Origin of the sequence: Noviherbaspirillum galbum (assembly GCF_010974945.1) — a bacterium.
Taxonomy (GTDB): Bacteria; Pseudomonadota; Gammaproteobacteria; order Burkholderiales; family Burkholderiaceae_D; genus Noviherbaspirillum; species Noviherbaspirillum galbum.
The window spans coordinates 1-14902 of the sequence record NZ_JAAIVB010000034.1; the positions used below are offsets into that span (position 1 = coordinate 1).

General features: G+C 62.9%; 13 protein-coding genes. 5 read left to right on the forward strand and 8 right to left on the reverse strand.

The annotated features are described in order from the left end of the window. From G3574_RS08605 to G3574_RS08640, 8 genes are all read right to left on the reverse strand, one after another. Positions 1–1367 (reverse strand): HAMP domain-containing protein (locus G3574_RS08605; protein WP_163962046.1); only part of this gene is annotated, 1367 nt, incomplete at its 3' end. Between the two features lie 266 nt (positions 1368–1633). Next, positions 1634–2935 (reverse strand): ATP-binding response regulator, encoded by a 1302-nt coding sequence (locus G3574_RS08610; protein WP_235953203.1) that lies wholly within the window; start codon positions 2933–2935, stop codon positions 1634–1636. Between the two features lie 443 nt (positions 2936–3378). Next, entirely contained in the window at positions 3379–4449 is a 1071-nt protein-coding gene (pbpG, locus tag G3574_RS08615; RefSeq protein ID WP_163962050.1) for a D-alanyl-D-alanine endopeptidase, read from the reverse strand. 171 nt (positions 4450–4620) lie between these two features. Further along, positions 4621–5694 carry a tartrate dehydrogenase gene (locus G3574_RS08620; protein ID WP_163962052.1) on the reverse strand — a complete coding sequence of 358 codons (1074 nt, stop codon included), beginning with the start codon at positions 5692–5694 and terminating at the stop codon, positions 4621–4623. A 13-nt stretch (positions 5695–5707) separates the two neighbouring features. Further along, a complete protein-coding gene (locus G3574_RS08625) occupies positions 5708–6403 on the reverse strand; it encodes a nitroreductase (RefSeq protein WP_163962054.1) in 696 nt (231 codons plus the stop codon). After that, on the reverse strand, positions 6400–6840 hold the full coding sequence (locus tag G3574_RS08630) for an acyl-CoA thioesterase (RefSeq protein ID WP_163962056.1): 441 nt from the start codon (positions 6838–6840) through the stop codon (positions 6400–6402). Before G3574_RS08630 ends, G3574_RS08625 begins: the two co-directional genes overlap by 4 nt. 13 nt (positions 6841–6853) lie before the next feature. Then, positions 6854–7702 carry a DMT family transporter gene (locus tag G3574_RS08635; RefSeq protein ID WP_235953228.1) on the reverse strand — a complete coding sequence of 283 codons (849 nt, stop codon included), beginning with the start codon at positions 7700–7702 and terminating at the stop codon, positions 6854–6856. Between the two features lie 65 nt (positions 7703–7767). Continuing rightward, a complete protein-coding gene (locus G3574_RS08640; RefSeq protein WP_163962212.1) occupies positions 7768–8676 on the reverse strand; it encodes a histone deacetylase family protein in 909 nt (302 codons plus the stop codon). 300 nt (positions 8677–8976) lie between these two features. Here G3574_RS08640 and phaP point away from each other — a divergent pair, with 300 nt between their 5' ends. The 5 genes from phaP to urtD all read left to right on the forward strand — a co-directional run bounded on the left by phaP (position 8977) and on the right by urtD (position 14825). After that, positions 8977–9540 carry a TIGR01841 family phasin gene (phaP, locus tag G3574_RS08645; protein ID WP_163962060.1) on the forward strand — a complete coding sequence of 188 codons (564 nt, stop codon included), beginning with the start codon at positions 8977–8979 and terminating at the stop codon, positions 9538–9540. A gap of 342 nt (positions 9541–9882) precedes the next feature. Further along, complete coding sequence (gene urtA, locus G3574_RS08650; RefSeq protein ID WP_163962062.1) at positions 9883–11136, forward strand: urea ABC transporter substrate-binding protein; 1254 nt, start codon at positions 9883–9885, stop codon at positions 11134–11136. Between the two features lie 154 nt (positions 11137–11290). Next, positions 11291–12892: an urea ABC transporter permease subunit UrtB gene (urtB, locus tag G3574_RS08655; RefSeq protein ID WP_407941652.1), complete on the forward strand. Its 1602-nt coding sequence runs from the start codon at positions 11291–11293 to the stop codon at positions 12890–12892. Continuing rightward, complete coding sequence (gene urtC / locus G3574_RS08660) at positions 12889–13983, forward strand: urea ABC transporter permease subunit UrtC (RefSeq protein ID WP_163962066.1); 1095 nt, start codon at positions 12889–12891, stop codon at positions 13981–13983. The genes urtB and urtC overlap by 4 nt, the downstream gene beginning before the upstream one ends. Continuing rightward, complete coding sequence (gene urtD / locus G3574_RS08665) at positions 13980–14825, forward strand: urea ABC transporter ATP-binding protein UrtD (RefSeq protein ID WP_163962070.1); 846 nt, start codon at positions 13980–13982, stop codon at positions 14823–14825. The genes urtC and urtD overlap by 4 nt, the downstream gene beginning before the upstream one ends. Positions 14826–14902: the final 77 nt, after the last annotated feature.

Here is a 14902-nt window from a genome sequence, read left to right on the forward strand (position 1 = left end):
ACGCCAGGCACGTTGGCCTGGCCGCCGAGCTTGCCTTCCGTACCCACTTCCCGCGCCACCCGCGTCACCTCCGATGCGAAGGAGTTGAGCTGGTCCACCATCACGTTGATGGTGTTTTTCAGCTCGAGAATTTCGCCCTTCACGTCCACCGTGATCTTCTTGGAGAGGTCGCCGTTCGCCACGGCCGTCGTCACGTCGGCGATGTTACGCACCTGCGCCGTGAGGTTGCCTGCCATGGAATTCACCGAGTCGGTTAGATCCTTCCAGGTGCCCGCCACGCCGGGCACGTTGGCCTGGCCGCCGAGCTTGCCTTCCGTACCCACTTCCCGCGCAACACGCGTCACTTCCGAGGCGAACGAGGACAACTGGTCCACCATCACGTTGATGGTGTCCTTCAGCTCCAGGATCTCGCCCTTGACGTCCACCGTGATCTTCTTGGAAAGGTCGCCGCGCGCCACGGCGGTCGTCACTTCCGCGATGTTACGTACCTGGCCGGTAAGGTTGGACGCCATGAAGTTCACGTTGTCGGTCAGGTCCTTCCACGTGCCGCCCACCCCGGGCACATAGGCTTGCCCGCCGAGCTTGCCTTCGGTACCCACCTCGCGCGCCACCCGCGTCACTTCCGATGCGAAGGATCGAAGCTGATCCACCATGGTGTTGATGGTGTTCTTGAGCTCGAGAATCTCGCCCTTCACGTCCACGGTGATCTTCTTGGAAAGGTCGCCGTTAGCGACGGCGGTGGTCACGTCCGCGATGTTACGCACCTGCGCCGTGAGGTTGCCGGCCATGGAGTTCACCGAGTCGGTGAGGTCTTTCCAGGTGCCCGCCACGCCTTTCACCTGGGCCTGGCCGCCGAGCTTGCCTTCGGTACCCACTTCACGCGCCACGCGCGTCACTTCCGATGCGAACGAGGACAACTGGTCCACCATGGTGTTGGCGGTGGACGCGGCACGCAGGAACTGCCCCTTGAGTGGCCGTCCGTCGACTTCGAGCGCCATGGTCTGCGACAGGTCGCCCTTCGCCACCGCGCCGATCACGCGCGCCATCTCGGTGGTCGGACGAACCAGATCCTCGATCAGGGTGTTGACCGACTTGACGATGGTGGCCCAGCCTCCGCCGAAGCTCGGGACCATCGCCCGCTGGGTGAGACGCCCTTCCCGGCCCACGACCCGGCTGACCTCGGTGATGCCCTTGGTCATCTCGTCGTTGATTTCCATGATGTCGTTGAGCGTGTCGGCGATCTTGCCGGCGAGGCCGGTCAGGTCGCTTGGCATGCGGGTCGAAAAGTCGCCTTTCTTCAAGGCGATGAGCACCTCAAGCAAACGTTTGGCGTCGAGTTCGTCCCTCAGCTCGGTACTGGTGTTCATCAGGTTTCCTTGTGTCGAATCGGTTGTAACGTGTGCGTTGCGCGGTGTCGCCGCCGATGTGCTGCCCAGCCTCGAGCGATGTGCTCGCGGCCGCGACGGCAAAGGGGGCTGACTTTATTTCTAGTTGGAAAAGAAAATTGATTTTGCGTGAAAGGCAGGGAGCAGGCAATTGCTTCGTTTTTCACCGGGACCCAAACCATGTTTGGATTTGATTTTTCTCAAACCTAGCGCAGGACGGAGCGCCACGGCGGGGTCGGCCGCGACACTCATTTTCCTTGCTGGAGTTCCTTCTTGCGGCGCGTGGCCGGCCGCTTGAACTGTCCACCGACGAGAGGTGGCGTTGTGCCCTTCGCCGCCCGGCGCTCTGACGCGACGTGAATGGGCGCCATCAGGCGTTCGAAGGCCTTGATTCCGTCGGGACCGACCGGGCTGTCCTCGAGCGGGATCCGGACGTTGACGGAAGTGCCCTTTTCCTGCTCGGTCTCGATGTCGAGCTCGCCGCCGAGGGTCGCCACCCTTTCCTTGATGCCCACGAGGCCGAAGGAATTCGACTTGCGCCGGCAATTCGGATAGATGCCGACGCCGTTGTCGGCCACCCGCATGTGCAGTTCGGATTCGGTCCGCACCACCTCGATGGTGGTCTTGGTGGCGCGCGCATGCCTGAACACGTTGTTGAGCGACTCCTGCAGGATCCGGAACAGCGCGGTGGCGCGGTTGTCGTCGACGACGATTTCCTCGTCGGACATGACGAGGTCGCAGGTGATGCCGGTGCGGCGCTGGAACTCCTTCACCTGCCATTCGATGGCGGCGTTGAGGCCGAGGTCCAGCACCGTCGGCCGCAGGTTGTTGATAATGGCCCGCATGGCCTTCATGGTCGAGTCGATGTGGTCGAGCACGCCGTTGATCTTGCTGTTGAGCTTCGGATGGCTGCCGGTGCGCGCATGCAGCATCGCGATGTCGATGCGCAGGGCAAGCAGGTTTTGTCCGAGTTCGTCATGGATCTCGCGGGCGATGCGCTTGCGCTCGTCTTCCTTGATGCGTTCCTGGTAGCTCGCGAGCTGGCGCAATTCTTCCTGCGACTGGCGCAGCGCCTGCTCCGCCTGCTTGCGCTCCTGGATGTGCTGCAGGTCCAGCTTGCGCTGGGCGGTCAGGTCGATGTTGAGCTGCTCGAGCTCCTGTTTCTGGTGCTGCAGCTGCAGGTTCTTCTTGGCCAGCTCGACGAACACGGCGACCTTGGTCTGCAGGATCTGGGGAATGATGGGGGTGAACAGGTAGTCCACCGCGCCCTTCTGGTAACCCTTGAGCCGGTGGATCTCGTCGGCGTAGTGGGCGGTGACGAAGATGATGGGGACGGAAGCCGACCGAGGATGGGAGTGAATCGCCTCCGCGGTTTCGAAGCCGTCCATGCTCGGCATGCTGACGTCGAGCAGGATCACCGCGAAGTCGTGCTTCAGCACATGGCGCAGGGCCTCCTCGCCCGAACGCGCCGTGATGACCTGGTAGTCACTCTGGTGCGTGAGCAGGGTCGACAAGGCCAGTAGGCTTGCCGAGTCGTCATTGACCAACAAGACTTTCGGAATAAACACGCGTGCAACGGCCCAAGAAAAACGAAGGCGGCCCGACGTCATCAGGCAGCGCCTCGCTGAAGGCACCGCCCTTGACCATGAGACCGCCTGCCGGTGGTGGAGCGACTTGCCGTATCGGGCGCGGCAGGAAGGCGCGTCGTTGACGCGCGCAGCCTGGGCGCACCAGCACTGGCAAGAATGTCAAATGTGTCGACGGAACTTTAGCACAGTTCAAAACCGGCGTAGGTGGGGATAATGCGGCGGCTTGTTTTAAAGCAAGAGCGATGCATTCTTTGTGGCAGGAGTGCAGACGCCCCCTTGCGCTCTTGTAAAAACCAGTATTCGTGGAAAGAAAATCGCCGGCAGGAACCCATTAAAGGATTCCCTGCCGGCGATTTTATTGCCTTGCATCAACTTTCAGCAAGCGATGCACTGCGATGAACGGATCAACCCTGGCGGGCCGTGGCCTGCACCAGATTTTGCGGACGACTGGTTTCCAGCCACTTGCGTACCCGGCCCGCATCGGCAAGACGGGAATCCTTGCCCTTGGAATCGAGGAAGACCATGACGACCGGGCGGTTATCGATGCGGGTATGCATCAGCAGGCAACGACCGGCTTCGGTGATGTAACCCGTCTTTTGGAGATCGATGTCCCAGTTGGAATTCATGACCAGCCGGTTGGAATTCATGTAGTTGATCGTGTAGCGTCCCGCGCTGACGGCATATTTGTCGTCGGTGGAGTATTCGCGGATGAGCGCATGCTGGTGGGCAACCGCCACCAGCTTGGCGAGATCGCGGGCGCTGGCGGTGTTCTGGCTGGACAGGCCGGTGGAATCGACATAGTGCGTGTCGTTCATGCCGAGCGCCTTGGCCTTGGCATTCATTGCCGCGACGAACGCCGGAAGACCGCCGGGGTAATGGCGGCCCAGCGCCGACGCTGCGCGGTTTTCGGAACTCATGAGCGCGATGTGCAGCATGTCCGTGCGTGACATGGTGGAACCGACGCGCAGGCGCGAACTGCTGAATTTTTCGCGGTCGACGTCGGCATCGCTGACTTCAAGCACTTCATCCATGTTTTGCTTGCCTTCCAGCACAATGAGCGCCGTCATCAACTTGGTCAGGGAAGCGATGGGCAGCGGGACGCTGGCATTCTTTTCGTAAAGCACCTGGGACGTCTGGGCATCGACCACGATCGCGGCATTCGACCTGAGGGCGAGCGGGTCGCGGGTGGCATTGAGCCCGGCGAGGTCGCCGGCGGTGTAGACCGGGGCGGCCGCGGGTGCGGGCGCGTAGGAGGCGCGGTGCATGCCGGCCTTCTGCACGAGGCTGGCGCGGGCGACGGGAACGGCAGCATGGCTGGCAAGGTGATGCCTGCCATGCTGGCGATGATGGACTTTTTGCTGTGCGGCCTTGACCGGCTTCTTGCGGGTCTTGTGCGCGGTGCTGGCAGTCGCGGCGGGCGCGGCGACTGCAAGAATGACGAAAGAAACGAGTATTCCCAGCGCGGATTTGGACATCTGCACTCTCCCTGATCTTGCAAGCGGACATTATATCTTGCAGTGTAGCAAAATAGTGAAAATCAGCAAGAAAATGAAGAGCTTAGCACGGGGAATTAAACAAGTTTCTGATTTTTAATTGATTCCTCGCAAATGTCCTTTATCGAGGGAAAATGCCGGGCCGGCCGGTCCTTACAAGGCGTCCGCGATCGCCTTGCCGAGATCCTGGGTGCTGGCCTTTCCGCCCATGTCCGGCGTGAGGGGCGCGTGCCCGGGTCCGGCGGCCAGCACCTTCTCGATCGCCGCCAGCACCGCCGCGCCGGCTTCGGCGTAGCCGAGGTGCTCGAGCATCATCGCGCCGCACCAGATCTGGCCGATCGGATTGGCGATTCCCTTGCCCGCGATGTCCGGCGCCGAGCCGTGCACCGGCTCGAACAGCGAAGGGTAAAGTCGCTCGGGGTTGATGTTGGCCGATGGCGCAATGGCGATGGTGCCGGTGCAGGCCGGCCCGAGGTCGGACAGGATGTCGCCGAAGAGGTTGGATGCCACCACCACGTCGAAGCGGTCGGGATGGCGCACGAAATGCGCCGTCAGGATGTCGATGTGGAATTTGTCCCAGTGCACGTCGGGATAGGACTTCGCCATGGCTTCCACGCGTTCGTCCCAGTAAGGCATGGTGATCGAGATGCCGTTCGACTTGGTGGCGGACGTCAGGTGCTTCTTCGGCCGGCGCTGCGCCAGGTCGAAGGCGAATTTCAGGATGCGGTCCACGCCCTTGCGGGAAAACACGCTTTCCTGGAACACGATCTCCCGCTCGGTGCCCTCGTACATCCGCCCCCCGACCGAGGAGTACTCGCCTTCCGTGTTTTCGCGCACCACGTAGAAATCGATGTCGCCCGGCTTGCGGTTGGCGAGCGGCGACGGCACGCCGGGCATCAGCCGGCACGGACGCAGATTCACGTACTGGTCGAACTCGCGCCGGAACTTCAGCAGCGACCCCCAGAGCGACACATGGTCGGGCACCGTATCCGGCCAGCCGACCGCGCCGAAGAAGATGGCGTCGTGCCCGCCGATCCGGTCCTTCCAGTCGTCGGGCATCATCTGGCCGTGTTTGGCGTAATAGTCGCAGGAAGCGAAATCGAATTCGTCGAAGCGCAGGTCGATGCCGAACTTGCGCGCGGCGGCATCCAGCGCGCGCAGGCCTTCGGGAACGACTTCCTTGCCGATGCCGTCTCCGGCGATCACGGCGATGCGATGTTGGGTCATGTTGCTTTTCCTTTCAATCGACGAAGCGGGTGAACGTGGAGACAGGCTCCCGTTCCGTGACAAGCGAGTTCTCGATGCGCGCGGGATCGGCATAGCCGAGCGACATGCCGCACACGACCATTTCGTTTTCCGGCAGGCCGAGCACGCCGCCGATGATCTTGTGGAACTGGGTGAATGCCGCCTGGGGGCAGGTATCGAGTCCGCGGCCGCGCGCCGCGACCATGATGTTCTGCAGGAACATGCCGTAGTCCAGCCACGACCCCTGCTCCATGATGCGGTCGATGGTGAAGATGAAGCCGACTGGCGCATCGAAGAAAAGATAGTTGCGGCCGTGCTGGGCGTGCATGCCGGTCTTGTTGTCGCGGGTCAGCCCGAGCAGCGAATACAGATCCCAGCCGACCTTGCGGCGGCGGTCGATGTAGGGCGCCACCCATTCGCGCGGATAGTAGGCGTACTCTTCGGCGTGCTCCTTCGCCAGGGCGGGATCGTTGTGCGCGCGCATGACCTCGGCGGAAAGCTTTTCCTTGGTGGCGCCGGTCAGCACGTAGACCTTCCACGGCTGGGTATTGGTGCCCGAGGGCGCGCGCGATGCCACGCTCAGGATGGCCTCGATGTCCTCGCGCGCCACCCGCGTCTCGAGGAAGGCGCGGATGGAGCGGCGGGAGGTGATTGCCTCGTCGACGAGGCGCTGCTGTTCGGTCTGTATCATGGTGCGGTAACCTCGATGCGTTGAAGGAGTTGGCGCATGGCGTCCGGTATCGCCGCCGGCCGGCGGGTCTCGCGGTCGACATACACGTGCACGAAATGCCCCTGGGCCGCGGCGCTTTGCTCATCGCCCCGGAAGATGCCGACCTCGTAGCGCACGCTGGACTTGCCCAGCTTGGACACGCGGATGCCGGCACTCACCTGGTCGGGAAAGGCCACCGGGGCAAAGTAATTGCACTGGGTCTCGATGACCAGCCCGATCACCGGGCTGCGCTCGATCTCGAGCGCGCCATTGACGATCAGGAACTGGTTCACCGCGGTGTCGAACCAGCTATAGTAGACCACGTTGTTCACGTGGCCGTAGGCATCGTTGTCCATCCACCGGGTGGTGATGGGATGAAAATGCTTGTAGTCGCTTCGTGTTCCGGCTTCCGGTCGCATGAGTTTCTTTCTTTCATTTCCTGGAGATGACGAGCGCCACTCCGATCACGGCCAACAGCATGCCGGCGATGCCGGTCATGCTGAACGCCTCCCCGAACATGACCCACGCCATCACCGCGGTGGTCGGCGGGGTCAGATACATCAGGCTCGATATGCGCGTCGCGGCGCTCGTGCGGATCAGCGCGAACAGCAGGAAGATCGCGCCGATCGACAAGGCGAGGATGGACCACAGCAAGGAGCCGATGAACTGCGGCGTCCAATGCACCCGGTCCAGCGACGGCGTCAATCCCTCCGTCGCCACGGCGAAGGGAAGCACCACCAGGATCGACGCCACGAACTGGATCAGCGTGCCGGTGCGCAGGTCGAAGCTCGCGCAATAGCGCTTCTGGTAAAGCGTTCCGGCAGTGATCGACAGCAGGGCAAGCACGCACAGCGTCAGGCTTTGCCATGACAGGCCGATCAGCGACATCTTGTTCGCCACCACCAGGCCGACGCCACCGATGCCGAACGCCAGGCCCAGCCATTGGCGGCCGCTCACGCGCTCGCCCACCAGCGGGGCGGCGAATGCCGTCAGGATGGGCTGCATGCCGACGATCAGGGCGGAAAGCCCGGCCGGCATGCCCATCTTGATCGCGCACCAGACGCCGGCCAGATAGCCTGCCTGTACCAGGATGCCCGCCACCGCGACGTGATGGATGCGCCCCGTCGGCCAGGGCGCGCGCATCAGCACCACCAGGGGCAACAGGATGACAACCACCCCGGCGAAACGCAGCAGCAGGAAGGTCAGCGCCGGCGAGTAAGGCAGGCCGTACTTGGCAACGATGAAGCCGGTGCTCCAGATGAGCACGAACAGCAAGGGCATGGCGGCCAGCCATGCGCTCGCGGCGGCGGATGGACGGGAAGTCGGGACGTCGTTGGAGGCAATCTTCATGCGGCGATCGGGATGCGGGTGTATCGGGAAAGGATGCCGATAGTCTGGACATGCACCGCCACGGTGTCTTGGATGTTCTTGCCATATCCGCCGGCCATGGCCGCCGCCACAGGGATGCCGCGCTCGCGCGCCCGGGACATCACCAGGTGATCGCGGCGCCCGAGGCCGTCGAGGGTCAGCTTCAGGCGGCCGAGCCGGTCGCCTTCGTGCGGATCGGCGCCGGCAAGGAAGATGATCAGGCCGGGATCGAAACGCCTGAACATCCGGTCGAGCGCATCGTCCAGCGCGGACAGGTAATCGGCATCGCCCGTGCCGTCGGGCAGGGCGACGTCGAGGTCGCTGGCTTCCTTCCGAAACGGATAGTTGTGCTCGCCATGCAGGGACAGGGTGAATACCGAATCGTCGTTGCCGAGGATGGCGGCCGTGCCATTCCCCTGGTGGACGTCGAGGTCGACGATCGCGACCTTGTCCACCCGACGCTCGGCCTGCATCAGGCGCGCGGCGATCGCGGCGTCGTTGAACACGCAGAATCCTTCGCCGTGGTCGGCATACGCATGATGGGTGCCGCCGGCGAGATTGGCCGCCACGCCATCGGTCATTGCCGCCCTGCAGGCTTCGATGGTGGCGCCGGCCGAGCGCCGCGAACGCTCCACCATCTGCGGCGACCAGGGAAAGCCGATGGTGCGCTGCTCCAGCGGCGACAGTTCGCCCTTGGAGACCCTCGCTATATAAAGAGGGTGATGCGCCAGGGCAAGCACCCCATCGGTGGCAGGCGAGGCCTCGTGGAAGGTAACGTTCGGATTGCTGGCACGGATGCCTTCCCTCAGCAACCGGTATTTCTGCATGGGAAAACGGTGACCCGCCGGCAGGGGCAGCACGAAGTGGTCGCTGTAGAAGGCTTTCAAGGCAATGCCTATCTGGGCAAGGAGTTCGAAGGTGTCGTGGAGCAGCCAGGAGGGAACAAGTTTAGCATGCGAACGAACGTGCGATTCGGCGCCGCCCATGGACGATCCGCTGAGGAGCGCCATAGAGTTCATCATTCCCGGCGTCAACTATGAAGGCAATAGAAAACTTTTTGGTGCAGAGCACAAAAAATTGTTGACATCACATCCGCCATCATTAAAATACGCTTTGTTGCGACGCACAATATCCATTTGAGGCATCGCCAAGACCAAAAGTTTTTTCAATTCTCTCAAGGAGCCGTCATGTTCATCACCCCTGAAAATATCTCTGCCGCATCCAAAGCCAGCATCGAAAAGAACGTCGCGCTGCTGTCCAGCCTCACCAGCAAGTACATCGAAAGCGTCGAGCAGGTGGTAGACCTGAACATCACCTCCCTGAAGCAATCCCTGGAAGAGTCCAACGCCGCCGCCAAGCAGTTCTTCGCTGCCAAGGACGCGCAAGAGTTCTTCGCCCTGGCGACCGCCCAGACCCAACCGAACGCCGAGAAGGCCATCGCTTACGGCCGCAACCTCGCCGGCATCGCCGCCACCGTTGGCGCCGAGATCAGCAAGGTCACCGAAGCACAGATCGCCGACACCAGCGCCAAGGTCCTCGGCCTCGTCGAAGAGCTGACCAAGAACGCCCCCGCAGGCAGCGAGAACGTGGTTGGCTTCTTCAAGTCCGCCATCGGCAACGCCAGCGCCGGCTACGAGCAGTTCAACAAGAGCGCCAAGCAAGCCGCTGAAGTCATCGAGACCAACCTGAACAACGCCGTGAGCCAGTTCGCTCCGGCAGCCAAGGCGGCAAAGGCCAAGAAGGCAGTCTAAGTCTTCGCCGTACCCTCCTCCGCTCGCATCCGCAGGCCTCGCCTCCGGATGCCGCAACAACCCCGCGCAACGCGGGGTTTTTTTTCGCGCCTTCCTGATGCATGAAGCGCGTGCGCCACGTGGCCGCCGGACCGCAAGCACCACGCATGGGCATTCCCGATATTGATTTCACCATGATCAGGCAGCATGCACCGCCATGTTGCGCTTCATGCCCCTCCTTCATCCGACTTATCTCAAAAAGCGCACCATCCGGGTCCGCGCGATGTGGCACGCAAAGTGCTAAATCGTTCCTGCGAGTCATCGCGCAAGACCACATAAACCACTCACTCGTAGGAGTCTCACATGTCCCGTCGCACCCTCATGAAGGCGACCGCCGTCGGCGCCCTGCTGCTCGCCGCTTCCGCCTGGATGCCGCAAGCGATCGCCGCCGATACCATCAAGGTCGGCATCCTGCACTCCCTGTCCGGAACGATGGCCATCTCCGAAACCTCGCTGAAGGACGTCGCGCTGATGACGATCGACGAGATAAACGCCAAGGGCGGCGTGATGGGCAAGAAGCTCGAAGCCGTGGTCGTGGACCCCGCGTCCAACTGGCCGCTGTTCGCCGAGAAGGCCCGCCAGCTGGTGAGCCAGGACAAGGTCTCCGTGGTGTTCGGCTGCTGGACCTCGGTGTCGCGCAAATCGGTCCTGCCGGTCTTCAAGGAGCTCAACAGCCTGCTGTTCTATCCGGTGCAGTACGAGGGCGAGGAACTCGAGAAGAACGTCTTCTACACCGGCGCGGCGCCCAACCAGCAGGCGATCCCTGCGGTGGAATACCTGATGTCCAAGGACGGCGGCGGCGCCAAGCGCTTCGTGCTGCTGGGCACGGACTACGTCTATCCGCGCACCACCAACAAGATCCTGCGCGCCTTCCTGAAGTCCAAGGGCGTCAAGGAATCGGACATCGATGAGGTCTACACGCCCTTCGGCCACTCCGACTACCAGACCATCGTGGCGAACATCAAGAAGTTCTCCGCCGGCGGCAAGACCGCGGTGATCTCGACTATCAACGGCGATTCCAACGTGCCCTTCTACAAGGAACTCGGCAACGCCGGACTGAAGGCGACCGATGTGCCGGTCGTAGCCTTCTCGGTGGGCGAGGAAGAACTGCGTGGCGTGGACACCAAGCCGCTGGTCGGTCACCTCGCCGCCTGGAATTACTTCCAGTCGGTGAAGAACCCGGTGAACGAAGCCTTCATCAAGAAGTGGAAGGAATACGCTGTCGCCAAGAAGCTGCCGAATGCGAACACCGTCGTCACCAACGACCCGATGGAAGCCACCTATGTCGGCATCCACATGTGGGCGCAGGCGGTCGAGAAGGCCAAGTCAACCGACACCGACAAGGTGATCGCTGCCATGGGCGGCCAGACCTTCAAGTCGCCCTCGGGCTTCGACTTGGTGATGGACAAGACCAACCACCACCTGCACAAGCCGGTGATGATCGGCGAGATCAAGCCCGACGGCCAGTTCAACGTGGTGTGGAAGACCAAGGGCCCGATCCGCGCGCAGCCCTGGAGCCCCTTCATCGCCGGCAACGAAAGCAAGCAAGGCATGTAATGCATGTGCAAGCAGCTTCCGGCGCGCCGCGCCGGAGCTGTCTGCATGACGAGCCGGAGCGTGGTGCTTCACCCTCCGGCTTTTTCATGCCGGCGCGCGCATGCAGGAACGCCGCCGGGCAGCGTGCACCACGAACCACGACGACATGAATCCCATGAAAACCACCAAGATCCTGCTTGCTCTCCTGCTCTTGCTGCAGGCGCTGGGCGCGCAAGCGGCCATTGAGGCCGGATTGCTCAAGCCGCTCGCCGGCGACGATCCCGATGCGCGCATCGAGTCGGTCAACAAGATCGCCGCGCTCGCCAGCGACGACGCCTACAAGGTCCTGAGCGCGATCAAGAACGACGCGCTGTTTGCAACGCCTGACGGACAGGTGTTCGTCATCGAGGACGGCAAGGCCTTCGACCCGGCGACTGGCAAGACCGGCGCCCCGCCCGACGGCGCCGATGCGATCACGGTGAACAACCGCCTGCGTGGCGCGGTGGAAGCGGCGCTATCGGGATTCCGCCTGCTTTCCAAGGATCCGAACGAACGCCATGCCGCCGCCGAGGCGATGCAAAAGAACGCCGACCCCGGCCAGCTGCCGCTCATCCGCCAGGCGCTGGCGAAGGAAACCGACCCCAACATCAAGGCCCTGCTGGCGATGGCGGAAGCCACCGCCAACCTGCAATCGCCGGACGCGGCCGCCCGCAAGGCCGCGGTGCAGGCCCTCGCGGACAGCAGCAACGCCAACCTCAAGCCGGTGCTGGCGCAGATGCTCGAGAAGAACGGCGAAGGCAGCTACAACGAGCCGGACGAAGGCGTGCGCGTGGCGGCCGTGGCCACCATCAGCGCGATCAATGCCCGCCTTGCGCGCACGGAATTCTTCGGCAACCTGTTCTATGGCATCTCGCTCGGCAGCGTGCTGCTGCTGGCGGCGCTCGGCCTGGCGATTACCTTCGGCCTGATGGGAATCATCAACATGGCGCACGGCGAACTGCTGATGATCGGCGCCTACACGACCTATGTTTGCCAGCTGATGTTCCGCACATATTTCCCGGGCGCGGTGGACTGGTACCTCGTCACCGCCCTGCCTGCCGCCTTCCTGGTCGCGGCGGCCGTCGGCATCGCGCTGGAACGCACGGTGATCCGCTGGCTCTATGGCAGGCCGCTGGAAACCCTGCTCTGCACCTGGGGCATCAGCCTGATGCTGATGCAGCTGGTGCGCTCGATCTTCGGCGCGCAGAACGTGGAAGTCGCGAATCCCTCCTGGATGTCGGGCGGCGTCACCGTCATGGGTTCGCTGGTGCTGTCCTGGAACCGCATCGTCATCATCTTCTTCGCGCTGTTCGTGGTCGGGGCGGTATGGCTGATCCTGAACAAGACACGCCTCGGCCTGTTCCTGCGCGCAGTGACGCAGAACCGCCGCATGGCTGACTGCGTCGGCGTCTCGACCGGCAAGATCGACATGCTGACCTTCGGCCTCGGTTCCGGCATCGCCGGACTCGGCGGCGTCGCGCTGTCCCAGCTCGGCAACGTCGGGCCGGACCTGGGGCAAGGCTATATCGTCGATTCCTTCATGGTGGTGGTGCTGGGCGGCGTCGGCCAGCTTGCCGGCACGGTGATCGCCGCCATCGGCCTCGGCGAAGTCAACAAGTTTCTCGAACCGGTGGCCGGCGCGGTGCTCGCCAAGATCGCCATCCTGGTCTTCATCATCGTCTTCATCCAGAAGCGGCCGCAGGGCCTGTTCGCCATGAAAGGCAGGAGCGCGGAATGACATCCTCTTTCTCTTCCCTCTTTTCGCGCCCGGCATGGGCCGGCATCCTGGCTTGCGCCGCCGTGCTGGCGCTGCTGCCCATCCTCAACCTCAGCTTCCCCGCAGGGCATGCGCTGCACGTGTCGGGCTACACCGTGGCGCTGGTCGGCAAGTTCATGTGCTACGCCATGGCCGCACTGGCCCTCGACCTCGTGTGGGGCTACACCGGCATCCTGTCGCTCGGCCACGGCGTGTTCTTCGCGCTCGGCGGCTATGCGCACGGCATGTACCTGATGCGCGCGATCGGACACGACGGCGTGTACCAGAGCAACCTGCCGGACTTCATGGTCTTCCTCGACTGGAAGAGCTATCCCTGGTACTGGTCGTTCACCGATCATTTCGGCTTTGCCATGCTGCTTGTCGTGCTCGCGCCGGGATTGCTGGCGTTCGCGTTCGGCTTCTTCGCCTTCCGCTCGCGCATCAAGGGGGTGTACTTCTCCATCATCACCCAAGCCATGACCTTCGCCTTCATGCTGCTCTTCTTCCGCAACAATACCGGCTTCGGCGGCAACAACGGTTTCACCGACTTCAAGCGCATCCTCGGCTTCACCATCACCGCGCCCGCCACCAAGGCGGTCCTTTACCTGATCACGCTGGCCGCCCTGCTCGGTGCGCTGCTGCTCTGCCGCTGGATCGTCACGTCCAAGCTCGGCCGGGTGCTGCAGGCGGTGCGCGATTCCGAGTCGCGCCTGATGTTCATCGGCTACAACCCGCTGTGGTTCAAGCTCTTCGTATGGACGCTGTCGGCGGTCCTGTGCGGCATCGCCGGTGCGCTGTACGTGCCGCAGGTGGGCATCATCAACCCTTCGGAAATGTCGCCGGGGAATTCCATCGAAATGGTGATCTGGGCGGCGGTCGGCGGACGCGGCACCTTGCTCGGCCCCATCATCGGCGCCTTCTCCGTGAACGGCCTGAAAAGCTGGTTCACCGCCGCCTTCCCCGACCTCTGGCTCTACGCCCTCGGCGCCATCTTCATCCTGGTGACCCTGTTCCTGCCGCAAGGCATCCTGGGGCTGGTCGACCGATTCCGAAAAAGCAAGGAGACGGCATGAACGACGTCCTCAAACCCGGCCAGACCTACGACAGCAAGGATCACGCGGAACACGGCTTCAGCTATGGCCGGCCGAAGCAGGATGGCGTGGACACCACCCATGGCGCCATCCTCTACCTCGAAGACATCACCGTGTCCTTCGATGGCTTCAAGGCGCTGAACAAGCTCAACCTCGACATCTCGGTCGGTGAACTGCGCTGCATCATCGGCCCCAACGGCGCGGGCAAGACCACCATGATGGATGTCATTACCGGAAAGACGCGGCCTACCTCCGGCACCGCCTACTTCGGCCAGACCTTCGACCTGACGAAGATGACCGAGTACCACATCGCCGACGCAGGCATCGGCCGCAAGTTCCAGCGTCCCACGGTGTTCGAGCACCACACCGTGTTCGAGAACCTCGAACTGGCGATGAAGATGAACAAGCGCGTCAAGCCGACGCTGTTCTTCCGCCTGAGCGCCGAACAGCGCGACAAGATCGACGCCATCCTCAAGCTCATCCGCCTCGAAGGCCATCATCACCGCCCCGCCGGCCTGCTCTCGCACGGGCAAAAGCAGTGGCTGGAGATCGGCATGCTGCTCATGCAGGAACCGCAATTGCTGCTGCTCGACGAACCGGTGGCCGGCATGTCGGACGCGGAAACCGAGCGCACCGCCGAACTGCTCAATGAACTGCGCGGCAAGCATTCCATCGTGGTGGTGGAGCACGACATGGCCTTCGTGACGGAGATCGCGCGCGACGGCCAGGTGACGGTGCTGCATGAAGGCTCGGTGCTCGCGGAGGGAAGCATGCAGGCAGTGCAGGCGAATGAGCGGGTGATCGAGGTGTATTTGGGACGGTAAGGGGATGGCGTATGGCGCCTCGCTCCAGGCAGACGGAGGACGGCCCATCAACCCGATCATTCCGCCAACTCCTCTGT